The sequence below is a fragment of the Dyadobacter sp. HNCC25DJ183 genome (assembly GCF_056895175.1).
Map to the genome: position 1 here is coordinate 367438 of NZ_JBXHAP010000006.1, position 20909 is coordinate 388346.

Below are 20909 nucleotides of genomic sequence, written 5' to 3' on the forward strand. Positions count from 1 at the left end.
AGACCATTTTCTGTGTTGGATAGAATTAGTTAAGGTCCTCAACCATCGTAATGGGAGAATTTACAATCAATAAAGAAAAAGTATTACAGGCGCTAAGTACTGTCGAAGAGCCGGATTTGAAAAAAGACCTGGTGACACTCGGTATGATCCAGGATATCGAGATCGGAGTTAATCAGGTTCATTTTACAGTTGTTTTAACAACCCCCGCCTGCCCCCTCAAGGAATTGATCAGAAGGAATTGCGAGAGTGCGATCCATGAACATCTGAGTCCTGATGTTGAGGTAATTATCAAGCTTACAGCGAATGTAACCTCTACGCGGCAAACAGGTCCGCTGATTCCCGGTGTGAAAAATGTGATCGCTATTTCGTCCGGTAAGGGTGGAGTAGGGAAATCTACCGTGACCGCAAACCTGGCCATGGCGCTTCACCGTTCCGGTGCGAAGGTAGGGATTATCGATGCTGATATTTTTGGCCCGTCTATCCCGGTGATGTTCGGCGCTGAAAACATGCAGCCGACCATTACTCCGAAAGACGGAAAAAATTACATCAACCCGATCCGGCAATATGGGATTAAAATGATCTCAATCGGATTTTTGACTCCGCCTGACAGCGCAGTTGTGTGGCGCGGACCCATGGCGAGCCAGGCTTTGAAACAATTTTTTGCAGATACTGACTGGGGAGATCTCGACTATCTGCTGATCGACCTGCCGCCAGGTACCAGTGATATCCACCTTACCCTCGTGCAAACAGTGCCGGTAACGGGAGCAGTAGTGGTTACTACCCCGCAAAAGGTAGCGCTGGCAGACGCAATGAAGGGTTTGGCGATGTTCAAACAACCACAGATCAATGTCCCCATTTTAGGGATTGTAGAAAATATGGCGTGGTTTACGCCGGAAGAATTGCCGGATCACCAGTACTTCATTTTTGGAGAAGGTGGCGGGCAGAAGCTGGCAGATAAATTCGATGTGCCGCTGCTGGGCCAGATACCGCTTGTGCAGGGGATAAGAGAGGCAGGAGATGAGGGAAGGCCCGCTGTAATGAATACAAACCCGATTGTTAACGATGCATTCAGGGACACGGCAGAAGCCCTCGCGCAGCAGGTTGCAATCCGCAATGCGAATAAAGTTAAGACTGTTCCTGTCGAGATTCAGGTTTGATTTCGGGCCTGATTAGGATTTGATTTTTTGAATATTATCTTGCATCTTAGCAAATACATAATAGAACCAATGGATTCCAAAGAAAAAACATTAGAACTTATTGAGCAGGCACTTGAATCAGTGCGGCCCTATTTGCATGCTGACGGTGGTGATGTGAAACTTGTTGAATTGACTGATGATAACATTGTGAAGCTTGAATTGCAGGGATCTTGCCAAAGCTGCCCAATGAGCGCTATGACGTTTCGTGCGGGTCTTGAAGAGTCAATTCGTAAAGCAGTACCTTACATTAACAAGGTTGTTTCCGTAAACGTACCGGCGCTGGCTTAACTGTCAGATCTATATAAAATCATTGAAAAAGGCAGTTCTCAGCAACGGGAACTGCCTTTTGCTGTTTTATACCTGCCAGTTTTTTCATACAGATTGATTCCTCCCAAATAGTAGCTTATCTTGCGCGTGTTGAATAAAAACCGGGATTATACTATGCGTATCGGAATATTTTTTGGAGGCCCTTCACGAGAAAGAGAGATATCATTTGCAGGTGGAAAAACAGCTTTTGAGTACCTCGACAAGTCACTTTTTGAGCCAATACCTGTATTTGTTGACAGTTTTGGCCGATTTGTCCTGCTTGAAAAGCAACTGATGTATTCCAGTGAAATACGCGAGTTCTATCCACCCAAATCACACCAGAAAGCAGGCTTCAAAACCTATATAGAATCTTTTCCCGAGCTCGCTTCTGAGCCATTGCCGCCTGAGCTGGGTAGGATCATCTCACCCGCAGAATTCAAAAACCATTTCGATTTCGCATTTCTCGCCATGCACGGCCCTGACTGCGAGGATGGCGCCATTCAGGGTTTGCTGGAATGGTATAAAATCCCTTATAGCGGCCCGGGATTGATGGGATCTGCGGTGGGTATTGATAAAATTTTACAAAATGAAATGATCGCGCTGGTCAATGGACAGCAGAAGAAAAGCTGGACACTGACTTACAAGAGCTGGATCCCGGATGAATATCCGTTGTTGTTCCAGGTACTTAAAAAGCATCTCGGCCTGCCGCTGGTGATCAAGGCGCCGCACCAGGGTTCGTCCATCGGCGTGGCGATCGTGAAAGAGGATTCGCTTGAAGAATTTATCTCCGCAGTGAACCAGTGTTTTTTCAGGATTGAGCTCGAAGCTGCTACCTGGAAATCTTTCGGAAGTGCCGAGAAGCAAGCCTGGGGACAGAAGATAGCCAACCTGGATGAGGGAATCGGCTTTCCGGTAGTATTAGCAGACAAAACCATTTATCATCCTGCCGAACTGATCGCTGAGCTGGATACCTACTTTGCTGCGGGCAATGCATCGGCAGCATTAAGCAGCTCGAATGCGGAAGACCAGGTGCTCGTAGAGGAATATATCAATGGACAGGAGTTTTCGTGCGGCTGTATTCAGTTCGACGACGGAAAGCCACTTGCATTGCCGCCGAGTGAGGTGATCAAAATGGTACAGGTTTTTGATTTTAATGCCAAATACAAGCCCGGCGCCAGCCGTAAGCGCATTCCCGTTGATACTTCACTTGAAAAAAATCAGGAAATCCAGCAGGTAATCGCACAGGTTTTTGAGCAGCTCGGAATCGATGTATGTGTGCGTATCGACGGTTTTCTGACCGAGGGCGGACGCATTCTGCTTCATGATCCTAATACGATTCCGGGTATGTCGCCGACCTCTTTTATATTCAAACAAATGGCCGAAATCGGGCTGAATGTAACGCAGGCACTTACTTACCTCGTTCGCCAGTCTATCCGTGAGCGGATCAGAACGGGCAAAAACACCTGGGCGCTTCGTGCTTTGCTTGCCGGGCTCGACGAGAAGATCAATGCAAACAATGTGGCTGCAAAGCCGGTTGAGTACATCGTTTTCGGTGCTACGGACGAAGAGTATATCAATGCCCGTCTTCGTTTTGGCGCACTGAATGCACAGGGAACTACGCAGCCCGTGCCCGTTTTGAAAGCAAGCGACGGACAAATTTACAAACTTACCACCCCGCTTATGTTCAAAGAATATGTAACGGAAGTAGAGGCACTGCTGAAAGTGGAACGCCACCCGTTACTTTCTGAAACATCTGCCCGTGCAGAGCAGCTAACGCGGTTTTACGCAGGCAACGTTTCCTTCGAGGTATCGTCCTATCCCGACCTGGCAGCGATGCAATTAAATGCCTGATAGGATTGCGGGTTTTCAATTTTCTACCTGTTTTTGGTGTTTTTGGTGACCGGTTTTTTAAATTGGGTAGATTTTACAACGAGATTCATTCCTTTCGATAACATAAATATTAATGGCAAACGGCGCTGAAAAGGTAAGATTAAGCCTTCAAAAGGATAATAAGGGATGGAAGAAATGGGGGCCTTATTTGTCCGAACGCCAGTGGGGAACTGTAAGGGAAGATTACAGTGGTAACGGTGATGCCTGGAATTATATTACCCACGAAATGGCTTTGTCAAAAGCATACAGGTGGGGCGAAGACGGAATCGGCGGGTTTTCTGATAATAAGCAGCATATCTGCCTTTCCTTCGGTTTTTGGAACCATAAAGACAAGATTTTAAAAGAGCGGATATTCGGACTTACCAACAGGGAGTCTAACCACGGTGAAGATGTGAAGGAAATGTACTATTATCTCGATAGTACCCCCACGCATTCTTACACTAAAATGCTCTACAAATACCCACAGCAGCTTTTTCCTTACGATAAGCTGCGCCAGGAAAACGGCCGCCGGGGAAAGCAGGATCCTGAATACGAAATCATGGATACCGGCGTGTTTGAGAATGACGATTATTTTGACATCTTCATCGAGCACGCGAAGGCAGATGAGGAAGATATCATGATGAAAGTCACGGTATTTAACCGCGGCCCGGTAGATGCTCCGATTACCGTGTTACCTACCATTATGTTCCGGAATACGTGGTCGTGGGGTTATGAAGCCTTCAATTACAAACCGATCATGAACGGCATTTCTAACCGTTTGGTAGAAGTGACGCACCGGAAGCACGGGAAATACAACCTTTACCTGGATAATGCCGACGAGCTGCTGTTTTGTGAGAATGAAACAAACTTCAAAAAGCTATACGGTACTGCCAATAACACAGCTTATCCGAAAGACGGGATCAACGATTATATTGTCTCGGGAGGAAAAACGAACACAGTTAATCCTAATCACATTGGTACCAAAGCTTCTGCCCGGTTTACCCGCACGGTAAAAGCAGGCAACAGCGAAGTATTCCGTTTGCGGTTTGTTAACCACACCATTTCAGAGCCTTTCGGTGGTTTTGAAGATCTTTTTGCAAAGCGGATCCGGGAGGCTGACGAGTTTTATGACGACTTGCAGCGTGATGTTTCTGATGCTGATTTAAGGTCCATTCAGCGCCAGGCTTATGCCGGAATGCTTTGGAGCAAGCAGTTTTATTACTACAATGTATACGAGTGGCTGAAAGGTGATCCTGCTCAGCCCGGACCTAATCAGGGACGTAAATGGGGCCGTAACTCGGGCTGGAAGCATTTGTATGCGGCAAATATCATTTCAATGCCCGACAAATGGGAGTACCCGTGGTTTGCAGCATGGGATCTGGCATTCCATTGCGTGCCGCTTGCGAGGGTAGATGCGGATTTTGCCAAAAGACAGCTCGAAATCCTGCTCCGCGAGTACTATATGCACCCCAACGGGCAGATACCCGCTTATGAATGGAATTTTTCAGATGTGAATCCGCCTGTTCACGGCTGGGCTACCTGGAAAGTGTATGAGATAGACCGTGAGCAGAACAATGGAGTAGGTGATATCCAGTTTCTTGAAAAAATATTTCACAAACTGCTCCTGAACTTCACCTGGTGGGTCAACCAGAAGGATGATACCGGGAACAATATTTTTAGCGGCGGATTCCTGGGGCTGGATAATATCGGGGTGTTCGACAGATCTACTCCAATGCCTTTTGGCGGAAAGCTGCAACAGGCTGATGCGACGGGCTGGATGGCGATGTACACGCTGAATATGCTTCGGATTTCGGTTGAAGTGGCACTTGTTCATCCTGTTTACCAGGATATGGCGTCTAAATTCTTCGAGCACTTCCTGCATATTGCGGGTGCAATGGAATCCATTGGAGGGAAGAATTCGTCGATCAGCTTGTGGGACGAGGAAGACCAGTTTTACTATGACGTGATCCACATTCCGAATGGACAAAGTATCCTGCTGAAAGTAAGGTCGATTGTGGGATTGATACCACTTTTTGCAGTCGAAATCCTTGATCCTCAGAACCTGGATAAATTGCCTGTTTTTAAAAGGAGGGTTGAATGGGTACTGGCTAACAGGCCTGACCTGGCAAGATTGATATCGCGCTGGTTTGAGTCTGGCAAAGGTGAAAACCGCCTGCTATCGATCCTGCGCGGCCACCGGATGAAAATGATCATGAAAAGAATGCTCGACGAGAGTGAATTCCTTTCAGATTACGGTGTACGTGCGTTGTCCAAATACCACGAGCAGAACCCTTACAAGTTTTATATCAACGGCGAGGTTTTACAGGTAGATTATACCCCGGCGGAGGCACTTACCGATATTATGGGAGGTAATTCCAACTGGCGCGGACCGATCTGGTTCCCATTGAACTACCTCATTTTTGACTCGCTGATGAAATTCCACGCTTACTATGGCGAGGATTTTATGGTAGAGTATCCGACCAATTCGGGTAACCTGGCGACTATTAAAGAAGCGGCTGTGGCAATTGCCTGCCGGTTGATTGATATTTTCAAAAAGGATACCGAAGGAAACCGGGCAGTGTATGGGCACGATCAGAAGATGCAAAAGGATAACAACTTCAATGATCACGTGCTGTTTTATGAATATTTTCATGGGGACAATGGTCGTGGCTGCGGCGCCAGTCACCAGACGGGATGGACGGGGCTTGTTGCCGAATTGATCCACAAAACCGCGAAGGAGACAGTTAAAGAAGGCGAGACCGAAGAAGCCGGCGTCGACAAAAAATCACTGGTATAAGTTTAAAATCAAATCATACTTCAACTACTTATGACTGCAAATCTAGAACCGAGTGTAATGGCCAAAGTAAACAGCTGGCTAAGCGGTGATTACGATATCGATACGAAACAATCCATTCAGCAACTGATAGATGAAGGAAATGATACCGAGCTGACGGATGCATTTTATAAAGACCTTGAATTCGGGACCGGCGGACTTCGTGGATTGATCGGGATTGGGTCAAACAGAATGAACCGCTACACAGTCGGTACTGCCACGCAGGGATTAGCTAACTATCTGAACAAAGCTTTTCCTGGCGAAGAGATCAAAGTGGCGATTGCACACGACAGCCGCATTAAGTCTGACGAATTTGCACGCATTATCGCAGATATTTTCTCAGCAAACGGGATCAGCGTATATCTGTTTGAATCGTTGCGTCCTACGCCGGAGCTTTCTTTTGCGATCCGCGAGCTGGGTTGCAAAAGCGGGGTGGTAGTAACAGCTTCTCACAACCCGAAAGAATATAACGGATACAAAGCTTACTGGGACGATGGTTCTCAGGTAGTTGCGCCGCATGACACCAATATCATCGGGGAGGTGAATGCAATCCAGTCGATTGACGAAGTTAAGTTCGACGGAGATGCTTCCAAAATCACGAAAATCGGTACTGAAATCGATGAAAAATATATTAACCATATTCTTTCATTGTCCATTTCGAAAGATGCATTGGCCCGTCAGAAAGATCTGAAAATTGTCTATACCCCGTTGCACGGAACTGGTGTTACATTGGTTCCGAACTTACTCGCAAAAATGGGTTTTGAGGCAGTGACGGTGATTGAAGAACAAGCTGAGCCAAAAGGTAACGGGCAGTTTCCTACTGTCGTTTACCCAAACCCGGAGGAAAGCGAAGCGATGTCCAAGGCAGTTGAAAAAGCAAAAGAGATCGACGCTGATCTTGTAATGGGAACTGACCCGGATGCAGACAGGGTAGGTATCGCAGTGAAGAACCACCACGGCGAAATCCAGCTTTTGAATGGAAACCAGACAGCCAGCGTACTGATCTATTATCTCTTGAACGCGTGGAAAGATGCAGGTAAGCTGACAGGTACACAGTTCGTCTGTAAAACGATCGTGACCACTGATTTGATCGACAAAATGGCGGCGGCTTTCGACGTCAACTGTTATAATACCCTGACCGGATTCAAGTATATCGCCCAGGTAATCAGGGAAAAAGAGGGTGTAGAGCAGTTTATCGGCGGTGGCGAAGAGAGTTACGGTTACCTGATCGGTGACGCTGTGCGTGATAAAGATGCGATTGCTTCCTGTGCAATGATCGCCGAGCTGACTGCTTACGCGAAAGACAAAGGTCTGAGCCTTTTTGATATGTTAATGGAAATCTACAAGCAATTCGGTTTCTACTACGAAGGGCTGATCTCATTGACTAAAAAGGGAAAAACCGGTGCCGATGAAATTCAGCAGATGATGGCTGATTTCCGGGCAAATCCTCCAAAAACAATCGCAGGCTCGCCGGTAATCAGAATGGACGATTACAAGGCACTGACTTCAACAGATTTTGCGAGCGGAACTACCAGCTCCATTCCTTCCGGTGAAATGGGAATTGAGCCTTCAAACGTATTGCAGTTCTTCACTGAGGACGGTACCAAATTCACCTGCCGCCCCTCAGGTACGGAGCCAAAGATCAAGTTCTACGTGGGAGTGCGCGCCGCTTTGGAAAGAAATGAAGATTTCGACAGCGTTTATGCTTCTTTGAAAGAGAAAGTGAAAGCGATTGGCGAAGAGCTGAATTTGAAGTAGCTTTTATTAGTAAGTATATAAATGAAGGCGGCCCATTTGAGCCGCCTTCATTATTTTTTATAAACAAAGAGCATTTTCATGGGAGAACCATCAATGACGGTCACCTTCTCAACCTGATTGATGGGAAATGCATTCAATTCCTGGAACGTGGCGCGCTCGGTATTTATATAGAGTTCATGCTCTTTGTAGGTATCTGCTATCCTTAGTTTGTCGTCAGTCGATTTTCCAATGCCTTTGGATAAAAAGAGTTTCTCTGCTGACTTACCTGTCAATGCATCCTTCAAAAAAGTCGTGGTGGAGAAGGCCCCTATCTTCCTTGTTGCTTTGTGTTCAAAGTAAGCGACTTCGTTTTGTTTTTTGAGAACCAATGCTTTTTCAAAATCGTCTGTAAGTTCATTGCTAAGTGGCGATGGAGGGAGCTGTCCCATTCCGATTCCTCCCTGACGAATATAACCTGAGTAACCTTTGGTAGGACTGAATTCATCTTCACCTTCGCGGGAGCCAGAGCCAGATGAGCCTCCGCGGCTGCTTCTTGTCAGGATGGAGACGGAAGTAATGAAGTGCTGAAAGGGATCATATTGTATTTTATTAATGGCAAGTTCAGCGCCAAACTTGTGAACTGCATTCCGGACATTGTTGATATCATCCCAGCTCATTAGTGGAGTAATCGCCCAGTATAATGTACCATTCACGATCAAAACTCCTTTCACTTTTGCCGACTGCTCCTGGCTGATCTGAGTGGTATCCGGTACTTTCCGAAAGGCTTGTGGTTCAGGGTCAGTGTTTTTTTGTGACGGATCAGGTTCGTCCTTGTGCGGTGTTGACAGAGCAATGCCCGGTTGAGTTTCGAGAATGTCTCAAACTGGATCAGCCAGCGGTAACCCAGCGTAAGTACAGCCAGCAGCAAGCTGACCTTTATTAGGTAAGGGAATAGCATCAGATAGCAGATTAATGGTGGGACATCAATTCTTTACTCTCCTTCTTCAATCATTTTAATAATCTCACGCAGGTCAGCAGGTGTCACTTTTTCATTTTTGGCAAAATAGGCAACCAGATCTTTGTAGGAATCATTGAAGTAGCCGCCAACTACTTTGTTAAGCACAAAATGGTTCTGGTAATCTTCCTTTTTGACAACCGGGAAATACTCGTACGTGTTTCCAAACTGCCGGTGGCTTACATATCCTTTATCTTCCAGGTTCCGGATGATGGTCGAGAGCGTATTGTAATGCAGAGGCGGGTCTGTAAACAATGGAAGCATATCTTTCACAAATGCGGCTTCCATACTCCAGAGAACCCGCATTACCTCTTCTTCCTTGTTAGTCAATTTTTCAAAATCCATGTTTCGAATGTAAAAACTATTTTTATAGTTAACAAACTATTTTTATAGTAAAGTATTAAGGTTTGATTCTGAACGGGTTTGAATAGGCACTCCAACAAAGCACTTTGTCCCCGCTATGTGACCGCAGGATTATTTCGGATAATCGGCATTGATACTTTTCGTAGAAAGAATATTAAATTACATTGTAAGTCACAACAAACTTAACTAACAGAATGAATAAACTACTACACAGCAGGTTAGGTGTGCTCCTGCTATTTTGGCTTGTTCCGTTGATTGCCTTACATGCGCAAACCGCGACTGTAACAGGAAAGGTGCGCGACCAGGAAGGGAGTGAGATCCCGGGAGTCAGCGTCAGTGTGAAAGGAAGTTCGCAAGGTACTTCCACCAATGAGCATGGGGATTATACGATCCAGGTTGCGCAGGGAAGTACGCTGGTTTTCAGTTTTATCGGCTTCAAGCGCACAGAGATTGTTGCAGGCGGACAGCAGGTTGTCAATGTAACCTTGCAATCAGAAGCTTCGATTTTGAATGAAGTTGTTGTTACTGCACTCGGGCAGACGCAGGAAAAACGCGCGATCGGGTACTCGGTACAATCCATTAAGTCAGACGAGATCCGGAACTCGGGTAACCCTAATATGATCGGTGCATTGCAGGGAAAGGTAGCCGGGGCCGTGATCACAGGGTCGGGTGGCGCCCCGGGAGCCGGGGTGAATATTATCCTGAGAGGTATCACTTCGCTGAGCGGCAGCGCCGATAACCAGCCCCTGTTTGTCATAGACGGGATTATCATTAGCAATGCAACTACTGCCGGCAACCCGCTTCCCAGTGCAGGCTCAGCCTCTCCCGGTGCGTCAGAGCAATTTGCCAATACCAACCGCGCCGCCGACATTAACCCCGATGATATTGAAAGTATGTCGGTGCTGAAAGGTCCCGCAGCGACAGCCCTTTACGGACTGCGTGCGTCGAATGGCGCTATTATCATTACAACAAAGAGGGGGAAGTCGGGTAAGATGAATGTTTCCGTTTCTCTCTCCGGCGGTATGGATGTGCTGGGCAAATCGCCGGATATTCAGACGCGTTTCATTCAGGGCAGGTTCGGGGAATTTATCTCGCCTACGGAGGTGAGGCAACGTACACCTTACCAATCGTTCGGGCCTTCCATTATCGGTAATAGCACCGACAATATTTATGACAATTTCCGGGGATTCTACCAGACCGGTTATCGCACCAACAACAATATCTCCATTACCAAAGGCGGGGAAAGGGGGAACATTTACTTTTCGGTAGGTAATACTTATCAGCAGGGAATCGTGCCTACTACTGATTTTTCGCGAACATCGGGGAAATTGGCCGGAACATATAACCTGGCCAAAAACTTCTCGGTTTCAGGGTCTTTCAACTACATCCGGTCGGGCGGGAAGCGGCCACCGGCGGGGGATAAGTCCATTTTCAGTGCTTTGGCTTACTGGCCTAATACCTACGATGTCAATGATTACCTTAATGCGAATGGTTCTTACAAAAACCTGTTGCCAGGTTTTACAGATAATCCGAGGTACCTGGTGGAAAAAAGCCCGAGGATCGATAAAGTGGACCGCTATATCGCCGATATAACCCTTGATTATAAAATAGCGGACTGGCTGACAGCGAAGTACCAGCTTACGTTCGACGCATTTAACGAGCGCAGGTTCCGGCAGGTAGATAGTACTTTCGACGTCGGGACAGCCGTGAAAGGTTTTTTGATCAAAGAATACATCAATTACCGCGAGATCAACTCCAACTTTTATGTGACTGCATCCAAACAGTTTAATGAGAACTGGAACGGTTCGTTGATGGTCGGGAATTCAGTTGTGGACAGCAGGCGGCCCAACAGCTACTATGAACGCGGAGAAGGTTGGAGAACTCCATTTACGGACGAAATCAGCAGCTACCGGAACCAGCAAGTGCGACCTTACTCTCCGCTCCAATACCGTATTGTCAGCTTTTTTGGGGATGCAAAGCTGAGCTATAAGGAAATGCTTTACCTGAATGCAACAGGCCGGAATGATATTGTTTCCACGCTGCCTACTGCCAGTAATTCGTTCTTTTATCCCTCATTCAGTGCGGGTTATATCTTCACTGAAAATCTTCCCAGAAACAATTTCCTGACTTATGGTAAGCTGCGTGCATCCTGGGCTCAGGTTGGGAAAGGTACCGATCCATACGTAATCGGCGCGTATTATGAGATCGCGGATAATTTTCCATTCAATAATGCGGTGCCCGGATATGTGCGGCGGTCTACAACTGCGTCGGATAATCTTAAACCGGAACGTACAACTTCCATTGAATTTGGTACTGAACTAAGGTTTTTCAAAAACAGGCTGATGCTTGATGCGACCTATTTTACAATGGACAGCAAGGACCAGATTGTGCGGGCTCCGGTTTCAAATGTTTCGGGTTACTCGTTTTATTATACCAATATTGGTTTGATCAGGAACAAGGGCGTGGAACTGCTGGTATCCTATAAACCTGTGCAGACTTCCAGTTTTACCTGGGATATGTCCCTCAACTTTACCAAAATGTCGGGCAGGGTAATCGATATGCCTGATGAACTGGAAGAGATTTCGTACTTCGATAATGGAAGCAGGGGCGTTTTGAAGGTGCGCGAGGGGAGCAAAGTGGGTGATCTGTGGGGGCTCGACTACATGCGTGCACCAGACGGACAGAAGCTGATCCAGGCAAACGGATTTCCATTGACGAGCCTGGTAACGACGCCCTACGGCAATGCATTGCCAGACTGGACGGCCGGGTTGACCAACACATTCAACTACAAAGGCTTGGGCTTGTCTTTCCTGCTGGAATGGCGGCAGGGCGGCAATGTGGTTGATCTGGGTGAACGAAATGCATTCCGTGCAGGGTCGATCAAAATCACGGAGCGAAGGTACGAACAGGTGGTGTTCAAGGGAGTTGTTGAGCAAAAAGGCGCGGACGGACAAGTTACTTATGTGCCGAATACAAAGGCAGTAGTACTCGACGACGCATTTTACAATCCCTCCACTGCCCGCTATATGGGCAATGCAGCCGATTTTACTATTCAGGACGGATCGTGGTTCAGGCTCAGGACGGTCAGCCTGAATTATGCATTGCCCAAGAACCTGATTGCGAATACCGTTTTCAAAGGAGGTGTCCGGTTTAGTTTTACCGGGACAAATCTTTACCTCAATACACCTTTTCGCGGCTATGATCCGGAGGCGCTTACGTTTGGTTCAGGCACAAACCTGATCGGTTTTGTGGGCAGGAATAATCCTGCTACGAAGAGTTTTCAGCTTGGCGTAAATGTTAACTTCTGATCCTATGAAATCTTTGAAACAAATATTGACACTGTGCGCCGCTATGGTGTTTCTGGCAGGCTGCGATCAATTTCTGGACATTAATGTAGATCCGACCCTGAAAGCGGAAGCAAGTTTGCAGGAATTATTGCCCACTGCTCAATTTTATACCGGCGAGGCGAGTTACCAGCAGGCTTATGTGGCCTGCCAGTATGCACAGCAGCTCGGTAATGCGATCGGAGCAAACGGGATTGATACCTATGCTGAAACGGATAATACGCTGGGATGGACGAATACCTATTTGTACGTTGTGCCGCAATTGAATGCAATTATTCAAAAGGGTACCAGCGAAAATGCGCCGGCTTATGTGGGTATTGCCAAAGTTTTAATGGCATACAATCTCGGTCTTGCTACTGTGAGCTGGGAGAATGTTCCTTTTTCCCAGGCTGACCAGAAAAACTTTACGCCGGCTTATGATACCCAGCAGCAAATTTACGAAAGCATGCAGCGGCTGCTCGATGAAGCTGTTACTGAGCTGGGCAAGACCGGCGGCGCTAAACCTGTCGCTGACGACCTTATTTATGGGGGCGATGTTTCCAAATGGACAAAGCTGGCATATTCGTTGAAAGCCAGGTATGCCATGCATTTATCGAAAAAGAACCCTCAAGCAGCTGCGCAGGCGGCACTGGATGCATTGGAAAAAGGAATGACAGGCAACGAAGATGATTTTCAGCTGCAATACAATTCCAAAAACCTGAACCCGTGGTACAGTCGCGTTGCGATCCCGAATACTACGAGCAATTTGTCGGTTACCTTCACGAATACCTTTGTGGATCTGATGAATGGAGAAAAGCAGGGCGTCGTTGATCCGCGGTTGCCGAAAGTGATTTCGCTGAAAGGCAGTCAGACCGTTTACGCAGGTGTGGTACCTGGTTCAGGCAGCGGCTCAACGGTGGACCTTACTGCCGCATCCTGGCACTCGGGCATTAACTCGCCGCTGGTAATGATGCCTTACGCCGAGCTGGCCGCGATCGAGGCGGAGGCGCGTTTTCTGCTCAATGGAGGTACCGAAATTTCGGCTGGTACTACCGCAAGCGGCTACGGTGCTTACCTGGAAATGATCACGGCCAATATGCGGAAAGTGGGCGTTTCCAATGCAGATATCGCCACCTACATCGCCTCGTCGCCGGTGAATGCAGGGGCAGGGAAGCTTACTTTGAAGCACATTATTACAGAGAAGTTTAAGGCGATGCTGCTGATCGGCGATATCTGGACTGATATCAGGAAGTACAATTACCTGGATTTTCCAATGCCCACAAATGTCAATCCCGATTTGCAGGGAAACCGCATTCAGCGGATGCGCTACCCGGATTCGGAGATTACCCGCAATTCAAAGTCGGTAGAGGCTAATCAGAAAGATCCGGCGGTGCCGATGTGGCTTTTTACCAAATAACTTTTTCACCCACAACTGAAAACGATTATGAAGAAATATATCAGATTGGTCTGTGCGCCAATGTTTGTACTCGTATTCCTGAGTTCCTGCTATAAAGAGCCGGACCTGTTTGACGACTTATTGGTAAGTAACGGGAAAGTAGCTCAGATTGCTGTTTTATGGCTTGGTGATACAAAAGTGTACTCGGCGGCGGGCGTGTTGCAGCCCGGTATCACGGTAGATTCTGCTACGACAGTCAATGTGAACATCGAATACACCTCGGAGATCGGAGTGCAGGAATTTAAGGTATATAGCGCAGCTACAACCACCGGCACACAGACACTTCTTGCCACATTGCCAGCCGGGACTCAGAAATACGATACTGAACTGCGGAATTATGTTGTTAAGGTACCTGTAAAGGCACCCCAGTCCAGAAACGCAACGATAGTGCTGTTTGCAGAAGTAATCGCAGAGAATGGTCTCCCTTCATCTCAGCGGAACGTTACACTTAAAACTACTCCCTGATTTAGCCATGTTAAGTCCGTCGCGTGCGATCTGATTTCCTGATTGTGCGCGACTGACTTTTTTTATCAACATACATAACCATTGGTTTTAAACACTTCACTTTATCTTTGCAAAAAAGCAAGTTTATTAATGCGGCTCACTCCCCGGTTCAGATATTTGATTTTTTGTAAACAGGCTGGAATGCTGCTCTTGCTGCTTTTTTTAGCAGGTCACATTTCTCTCGCACAGCAGCCGGCCACTGTTACGCTGGTGGGCAAGGTCACGGATGAGAAAACGGGAAAACCGCTTCCTTTTGCCAACGTTTTTATCAACAATTCGTCCATTGGGACCAATGCGGATGAGAATGGGAACTACAAACTTCCTAATCTCCAGATCGGCAACCTCGAACTGGCGGTGTCGTTTCTCGGCTACGAAACGATCAAGCAAACTTTGCGCTTCGAGCAGCCTGGTACCAAAACGGTGCTGTTTAAGTTGAAGGAGGGAATGGAGCTGCAAGGTGTTACTGTCTATGCCCGGAAAGACAAAAAGCGTGAAAAACATCTGAAAGTTATTACCAGAGAGCTACTGGGAAACAACCAGTTCAGCAAGCTTTGCAAGATCATCAACCCCGAAGTGCTCCGCATTTCCCTCGACGATAATGGTCACCTCAGTGCACAAACAAACAATGCGCTGATCATTGAAAATCAGGCACTTGGGTACCGCATTCACCAGGATCTGGATGATTTCGACTACTTCGCCGGTAAGGTGTACTATGGCGGAAGCACGCGCTTTGAACTCCTGGTACCCAAAGATGAGGCACAGAAAATGCGCTGGCGCGAAAACCAGAAGGTTGCCTATCGTGGCTCACTCAAACACCTGATCGCAAGTATGGTGTCAGACAGTCTGCGCGAAGAGGGATTTCAGGTGTACCAGGTTATTCCCGATTCACTGCGCCGCTTCAATACAGTGCGAAGTGCGCCGGGTTATAATACCATCAAAAACCATTTGAACAACCGGATCGAGCAGGTGAGAGGAATACGGCTTGTGCGTCCGGGAGAGCTGTCGACAGAGCGGCTGATCGTTTCAAAAACGACATTGGAAGTGTTTAACATGCAAAAACGTGGTCGCTCTCCCTATTCGGATATGCCGTTTTCCTACACGCAGATCTCAATGCCGCAGGGCTATATGGTGGTAACCCCGCAAGGCTGGGTGGTGATGCCAATGGGATTTGAGATTGCAGGTGATCTCGGCAATGACCGCTTTGCCAATCTGCTTCCCGCTGACTGGAAACGGGAGGATTAGCTACCGGGGAATGTTCGCGACGCTGGTATTTTCCAGAATAATAAAGGGAAGTCTGGTGTTCCAGTCGGGCTGCACGCGATCCTGGTTCAGAAAGCCCCGCGAAAAGTTTCCCAGTGCAATATCAATGTCGCCGTCACTGTCCCAGTCTGCCGCGTCCATACAAATCCATCGCCCCAGCTGATCAACCGGAAGTCGCTTTGGCGTGAAAACACCGCTTTTTTGATCCTGATTAAAAATCAAAAATTTCTCAAAGGGTTTGTTTTTGAGATCTGCGAAGAATGCAATCGTAGCAATATCCAGCTTTCCGTCCTTATCAAAATCTGCTGCAATCGCTTTTGTACAGCCGTTTATGGGATAAAAGAAGGTTTGTTTAAAAGTGAAATTTCCCGTATTCGTGAAAATGTACAAACCGTGGTAAGGTTTGAGAATGCGGGAATAATCGCTGTTGTCGCCAGCTGTGTAGATGATGTCTTCCAGCCCGTCCTGATTTACATCGGCTAGCTGAAAACTGCTTGACCCGAACACCGGAGGAAAGCGCAGGATGTTCTTTTCTGTGAACCCGCCTTTCCGGTCGTTTGTAAAAAGCCAGATCCCTTCGTCGCCGTGTGCGAAGAGTGCGACTATGTCCGGCCAGCCATCGTTGTTGATATCACGTATATTGGTGTACGTTGCTCCTGGCATTTCCCGGATTACCTGTTTTGTGAAATTCCCGTCGCTTAATTGTTTAAGCAGGTACAATCCTCCCTGGTTATGCCCGAATGCGCAGATCGTATAATCAGTAAGTCCGTCCCGATTGCTGTCGATCGGCCGGGTTTCAATGGGGCGGATCAATCCTTTTGACAAAAATTGCAGCTTCGGTCCGGGATGTTTTTCAAGCAAAATTACCTGCCCTTTCGTCTCGTCCGATGCGCTCATCCCGCCCATGCAGGTGAGCAGATTCAATGCTCCTTTTTCTGCGGGAATATGCAGGTCGACCGGAGGCGAGGGGAGTTTGCTGAGCAGACTTTTACGAAGCTTTGCATTGTAAGAAAATATCGCCGACTCCATGGCAGCGCCTGAAAAAACGGAGTGCGTCGCGGTATCGATCCTGACCAGCATAGTACTTGCAACAGCCGAATCTTCGGCTGGCTTCCTGATAGAAAACAGTCCATTTTTCATTATTCCTGGCTGTTTTTGAGCGATTTGCGTGAGCGAATCCGGCGCAAGTGTTTCGTAAAACGCCAAAATTTTTTGCCAGTCGAGTGAGGAAAGTGCCGACGATTTACTGTGCAGATACATGTTTCCTTCCAGTACCTCGATGCCTAGTTTTTCGGCCATTGCCGGGAGTACTGCATCGCGCCAGGTCACTTTATCAAGCAGCCCGGGGTCGGGGAGTTGATGGCAGTTTGCGCAGTACACTTTGGCCAGCTCGCGCCCTTCTTCCACGCGCTTTTTTTCGCCTGCAGACTTGCACCCGGCGAAGGCGATTGTCAATGCGGACAGCACCAGTCCGGCTACCCTGATCCTCAGAAAAGACACCGGTAGGATTTTCATCTTTTGAAGTGCAACTATCAGCGGCATAGCTAAAATCGTACAACAGTTACTCATAACGTGAACCGCTTAAACAGGCTGTAAATGCACTTTTGAACATAGGGTATGACATTATTTTATCTTTTTATAATACTAAAATATATTCGAATGAAAATATTAGTGGCAAACAGACAATTAATTGTCCGAATAATAATAGATTTGATTGCTTAATAAATTATTAACCTAATAGAAAACTATGAAAAGAATTTACAAGAACTCCCGCTGGAGTGTCTTATTCTCCTTCATGCTCAGTTTCGCGGCGCTCGTCGCAGTTGCTCAGGATCGAAAAATTACAGGAAAGGTTACTGACGTGGCAGGAACGGGAATTCCGGGTGCGACAGTAGTAGTTAAAGGAACTCAAAGCGGTACCAACACCAATGCAGACGGTGAGTTTTCACTGAATGTTGGCGCTCCTGACGCTACGCTCATTGTAAGTTTTGTGGGTTACAAAACCCAGGAAGTGGTGGTTGGAAATCAGAGTTCATTGTCTATCAGAATGGACGACGATGTATCTGCGCTTGAAGAGGTGATTGTTACCGGTTACACCGTCGACAGCCGCCGCGAGACAACCGGTGCGGTATCGACAGTAAAGTCAAAAGACCTGACAGCTACGCCATCGGGTAACGTTGAGCAGCAGCTGCAGGGACGTGTTGCCGGGGTTACAGTAATTACAAACGGCCAGCCGGGAACAACAAGCCAGATCCGCGTACGTGGTTTTGGTGCATTCGGTGGTAACGAACCATTGTATGTGGTGGACGGGGTACCTACAAATTCAACTGACTTCCTTAACCCAGATGACATTGAATCAACTACGGTATTGAAAGATGCGGCGGCGGCTTCCATTTACGGAGCACGGGCAGCGAACGGTGTAATCGTTTACACAACCAAAAAAGGTACCAAGAAAGCTAAAAAGCTTTCTATTACTTACGATGGTCTGTTTGGTTTTACAACACCAGGAAAAGGCCAGCCGATGCTGAACCCGCAGGAACAGGCTGACTGGACCTGGCAGGCGATCAGAAATGATGCATTTCAGGGTGACTCGCTGCCAAAATTCAACAGCGTGGCACAAGGCCAGTATGGAACAGGCGATACCCCGGTTTTACCGGATTATATCAACGTAGGTGGAGCTACCGGCGTGAGAGGTACATTGGACCTGGAAGCAGAACGTAAGAAATACAACATTAATCCTGCTGCCGGTACGATCTATCAGGTAGTTCGTGCGAACAAGCAGGGTACTGACTGGTATGATGCGGTTACAAGAAATGCGCCATTGCAGCGTCACACCCTGGGTTTCTCAGGCGGCGGTGAGAATAGCCGTGTTTATGCAGGTTTCAGTGCGCAGGATCAAAAAGGTATCTTGCTCAACAACAGCTTCAAACGCTACGCATTCCGCATTAACACTGAATTTGACGTGTTGAAAAATGTTCGGATCGGGCAGAATGCTCAGTTTACTTATCTGCAGGTACTTGGTCTTGGTGGAGGAAATGGTGGTCAGGGTGTTGCGGCTGATGAAAATGACATTCTTTCAGCTTTCCGTATGCCTTCCATTATCCCTGTCTATGATGAGTTCGGTGGATATGCCGGTACAGCTGCCAAAGGATTTAACAACCCTAGAAACCCGGTTGCCGCACGTGATGGTTTGAAAGATAACAATGCATTTGCAGGAAATGGCTTCGGTAACTTCTATGCAGAGGTTGACATTATCCAGGGACTTACATTCAGATCCAGCATTGGTGCTCAGTACAGCAATTATGCCAACCGCGGATTTAACAGGTTGCAGTACGAGAACTCGGAAAACAACTCTGCATTCGGTTACAATGAAGGATCCGGCCACCGTTTTGCGTGGACATTTACCAATACCCTGAACTTCAAAAAGCAATTCGGACTACATAATCTGGATTTGTTGCTTGGTCAGGAAGCATTGAACAGCGGCGCAGGTAAAAACCAGAACTCTTCCGGCTTGAACCCGTTCTCTACGGATATCAACTACATTAATATGAACAATGTAGGTTCTCGGATCGTAGGAAGTGACTTTTACAAAGGCGTAAACTTTTATTCATTGTTCGCCAGAGCTAACTACACATTCAATGACAAGTATATCGTAACAGGAGTTGTGCGTCGCGATGGTTCTTCACGTTTCGGATCTAACAACCGTTACGGGGTATTCCCGGCATTCTCTGCTGCATGGAGACTTTCTTCCGAGAACTTCATGAAGGGTATTCCATTTATTACAGAACTTAAAGTTAGAGGTGGTTATGGTTTGATGGGTAACTCTAACAACGTAGACCCTAACAACCAGTACAGCTTGTACGGTGCAAGCCTGGGCCAATCTTCTTACGATTTGAATGGTACCAATTCCAGCGCATTGGAAGGTTACTACCGTACACGTATCGGAAACCGGGATGCGAAATGGGAAACCAGTATCACCAAGAACATCGGTATCGACGGAACATTCCTGAAAGGCAAACTGGACATTATCGTGGATTTCTGGCAAAAAGATACCAAAGACCTGTTGTTCCAGGTTCCGGTAACTGCAACTGCCGGATACGACGCAGCTGTTCCTTCGGTTAACGTAGGTAAAATGTCCAACAAAGGGATTGACTTGCAGGTGATTACCCGCGGCCGCATTACCAATGATCTGGGCTACGAGTTCAACTTTACTGCCGGTGTTTTGAAAAACAACATTGAATCACTTGCTCCTGGCATCGAATATTTGACTGTTAACCCAGACTTCCGCGGAATTAAGCCGATCAGAAATCAGATTGGTTACTCTATATCTTCATTCTACGGTTACAAAGTGGTAGGCTTGTTCAAAGACGATGCAGAGGTGGATGCAGCAGCTACTCAGGAAGGAGCAGCCCCGGGCCGCTTCCGTTATGAGGATATCAATGGCGACGGTGCAATCACTACCGACGACCGTGCTTACCTTGGCAGCCCGGTTCCAAAATTCACAGGTGGTGTCAATCTGAAGTTTACTTTCAAAGGTTTTGATGTTGAGACTTATCTGTATACCTCGATCGGTAACAAGATCTTCAACGTTTCAAAATGGTTTACAGACTTCTATCCTTCATTTACCGGTGCTGCTGTAAGTGCCCGCGTGAAAGATTCATGGTTGCCTAACCATACCAACACTGAAACACCGATCTTCGAAAGCACTTCCAACTTCAGTACCAACACACAGTCCAACTCATTCTATGTGGAAGACGGAAGTTTCTTCAGAATGCAAAACCTGACATTGGGCTACACGCTGCCAGGAAACCTGCTGAGCAAGATCCGCATGCAAAAGGTGAGAATATTCGCTTCTACCAACAACCTGTTTACTGTAACCAAATACAAAGGTCTGGATCCAGGTGTGGGCGGAAGTGCTGATACCAACTTCGGTATCGACCTGGGTAACTATCCTATTACAAGAAGCTACACAGTTGGGATCAATCTTGGTTTTTAATAAAGCCAAAATCTGATTGATAACAGTTTAGAACATCGATTAAAATTTCTA

14 protein-coding genes are annotated in these 20909 nt (G+C 47.2%); 10 read left to right on the forward strand and 4 right to left on the reverse strand.

The genetic code is table 11. From position 1 onward, the window contains the following. Positions 1 to 50: 50 nt before the first annotated feature. The 5 genes from apbC (at position 51) to AC1XTG_RS17300 (ending at position 7962) form a co-directional block, all read left to right on the forward strand. Positions 51 to 1157, forward strand: a complete 1107-nt coding sequence (gene apbC / locus AC1XTG_RS17280; RefSeq protein WP_484842789.1) for an iron-sulfur cluster carrier protein ApbC — start codon at positions 51 to 53, stop codon at positions 1155 to 1157. Between the two features lie 69 nt (positions 1158 to 1226). Then, the gene (locus AC1XTG_RS17285; protein WP_031525838.1) at positions 1227 to 1484 is read left to right on the forward strand and encodes a NifU family protein; all 258 of its coding nucleotides are present in this window, start codon (positions 1227 to 1229) and stop codon (positions 1482 to 1484) included. Positions 1485 to 1637: 153 nt separating this feature from the next. After that, positions 1638 to 3353, forward strand: a complete 1716-nt coding sequence (locus AC1XTG_RS17290; protein ID WP_484842790.1) for a D-alanine--D-alanine ligase family protein — start codon at positions 1638 to 1640, stop codon at positions 3351 to 3353. A 112-nt stretch (positions 3354 to 3465) separates the two neighbouring features. Continuing rightward, the gene (locus AC1XTG_RS17295; protein WP_484842791.1) at positions 3466 to 6168 is read left to right on the forward strand and encodes an MGH1-like glycoside hydrolase domain-containing protein; all 2703 of its coding nucleotides are present in this window, start codon (positions 3466 to 3468) and stop codon (positions 6166 to 6168) included. 30 nt (positions 6169 to 6198) lie between these two features. Then, positions 6199 to 7962, forward strand: coding sequence for a phospho-sugar mutase (locus AC1XTG_RS17300; protein ID WP_484842792.1), 1764 nt, complete (start codon positions 6199 to 6201; stop codon positions 7960 to 7962). Positions 7963 to 8012: 50 nt separating this feature from the next. On the opposite strand, the gene AC1XTG_RS17305 is transcribed toward AC1XTG_RS17300, so the two are convergent. From AC1XTG_RS17305 to AC1XTG_RS17315, 3 genes are read right to left on the reverse strand one after another with little or no spacing between them, the layout of a single operon-like run. Next, a complete protein-coding gene (locus tag AC1XTG_RS17305; RefSeq protein ID WP_157474586.1) occupies positions 8013 to 8672 on the reverse strand; it encodes a hypothetical protein in 660 nt (219 codons plus the stop codon). After that, positions 8669 to 8899, reverse strand: coding sequence for a hypothetical protein (locus AC1XTG_RS17310; protein WP_484842793.1), 231 nt, complete (start codon positions 8897 to 8899; stop codon positions 8669 to 8671). Before AC1XTG_RS17310 ends, AC1XTG_RS17305 begins: the two co-directional genes overlap by 4 nt. 33 nt (positions 8900 to 8932) lie before the next feature. Then, positions 8933 to 9301 (reverse strand): BlaI/MecI/CopY family transcriptional regulator, encoded by a 369-nt coding sequence (locus AC1XTG_RS17315; protein WP_484842794.1) that lies wholly within the window; start codon positions 9299 to 9301, stop codon positions 8933 to 8935. A gap of 212 nt (positions 9302 to 9513) precedes the next feature. Between AC1XTG_RS17315 and AC1XTG_RS17320 the strand changes: the two genes are divergently transcribed. The 4 genes from AC1XTG_RS17320 to AC1XTG_RS17335 all read left to right on the forward strand — a co-directional run bounded on the left by AC1XTG_RS17320 (position 9514) and on the right by AC1XTG_RS17335 (position 15844). Further along, positions 9514 to 12627: a SusC/RagA family TonB-linked outer membrane protein gene (locus AC1XTG_RS17320; RefSeq protein WP_484842795.1), complete on the forward strand. Its 3114-nt coding sequence runs from the start codon at positions 9514 to 9516 to the stop codon at positions 12625 to 12627. 4 nt (positions 12628 to 12631) lie between these two features. Next, positions 12632 to 14059 carry a SusD/RagB family nutrient-binding outer membrane lipoprotein gene (locus AC1XTG_RS17325; RefSeq protein WP_484842796.1) on the forward strand — a complete coding sequence of 476 codons (1428 nt, stop codon included), beginning with the start codon at positions 12632 to 12634 and terminating at the stop codon, positions 14057 to 14059. Positions 14060 to 14086: 27 nt separating this feature from the next. After that, entirely contained in the window at positions 14087 to 14563 is a 477-nt protein-coding gene (locus tag AC1XTG_RS17330; RefSeq protein ID WP_484842797.1) for a hypothetical protein, read from the forward strand. A gap of 180 nt (positions 14564 to 14743) precedes the next feature. Then, a complete protein-coding gene (locus AC1XTG_RS17335) occupies positions 14744 to 15844 on the forward strand; it encodes a carboxypeptidase-like regulatory domain-containing protein (RefSeq protein ID WP_484842798.1) in 1101 nt (366 codons plus the stop codon). Here AC1XTG_RS17335 and AC1XTG_RS17340 read toward each other — a convergent pair whose 3' ends face one another. Next, the gene (locus AC1XTG_RS17340; RefSeq protein ID WP_484842799.1) at positions 15845 to 17377 is read right to left on the reverse strand and encodes an FG-GAP repeat domain-containing protein; all 1533 of its coding nucleotides are present in this window, start codon (positions 17375 to 17377) and stop codon (positions 15845 to 15847) included. It abuts the gene before it with no gap. Positions 17378 to 17609: 232 nt separating this feature from the next. Here AC1XTG_RS17340 and AC1XTG_RS17345 point away from each other — a divergent pair, with 232 nt between their 5' ends. Then, on the forward strand, positions 17610 to 20858 hold the full coding sequence (locus AC1XTG_RS17345) for a SusC/RagA family TonB-linked outer membrane protein (protein WP_484842800.1): 3249 nt from the start codon (positions 17610 to 17612) through the stop codon (positions 20856 to 20858). Positions 20859 to 20909 lie beyond the last annotated feature (51 nt).

Bases quoted from the DNA above. Each gene is read 5' to 3' on its own strand.
- apbC (WP_484842789.1), top strand. From the start codon at position 51: ATGGGAGAATTTACAATCAATAAAGAAAAAGTATTACAGGCGCTAAGT.
- AC1XTG_RS17285 (WP_031525838.1), top strand. From the start codon at position 1,227: ATGGATTCCAAAGAAAAAACATTAGAACTTATTGAGCAGGCACTTGAA.
- AC1XTG_RS17290 (WP_484842790.1), top strand. From the start codon at position 1,638: ATGCGTATCGGAATATTTTTTGGAGGCCCTTCACGAGAAAGAGAGATA.
- AC1XTG_RS17295 (WP_484842791.1), top strand. From the start codon at position 3,466: ATGGCAAACGGCGCTGAAAAGGTAAGATTAAGCCTTCAAAAGGATAAT.
- AC1XTG_RS17300 (WP_484842792.1), top strand. From the start codon at position 6,199: ATGACTGCAAATCTAGAACCGAGTGTAATGGCCAAAGTAAACAGCTGG.
- AC1XTG_RS17310 (WP_484842793.1), bottom strand. From the start codon at position 8,899: ATGCTATTCCCTTACCTAATAAAGGTCAGCTTGCTGCTGGCTGTACTT.
- AC1XTG_RS17315 (WP_484842794.1), bottom strand. From the start codon at position 9,301: ATGGATTTTGAAAAATTGACTAACAAGGAAGAAGAGGTAATGCGGGTT.
- AC1XTG_RS17320 (WP_484842795.1), top strand. From the start codon at position 9,514: ATGAATAAACTACTACACAGCAGGTTAGGTGTGCTCCTGCTATTTTGG.
- AC1XTG_RS17325 (WP_484842796.1), top strand. From the start codon at position 12,632: ATGAAATCTTTGAAACAAATATTGACACTGTGCGCCGCTATGGTGTTT.
- AC1XTG_RS17330 (WP_484842797.1), top strand. From the start codon at position 14,087: ATGAAGAAATATATCAGATTGGTCTGTGCGCCAATGTTTGTACTCGTA.
- AC1XTG_RS17335 (WP_484842798.1), top strand. From the start codon at position 14,744: ATGCTGCTCTTGCTGCTTTTTTTAGCAGGTCACATTTCTCTCGCACAG.
- AC1XTG_RS17340 (WP_484842799.1), bottom strand. From the start codon at position 17,377: ATGAAAATCCTACCGGTGTCTTTTCTGAGGATCAGGGTAGCCGGACTG.
- AC1XTG_RS17345 (WP_484842800.1), top strand. From the start codon at position 17,610: ATGAAAAGAATTTACAAGAACTCCCGCTGGAGTGTCTTATTCTCCTTC.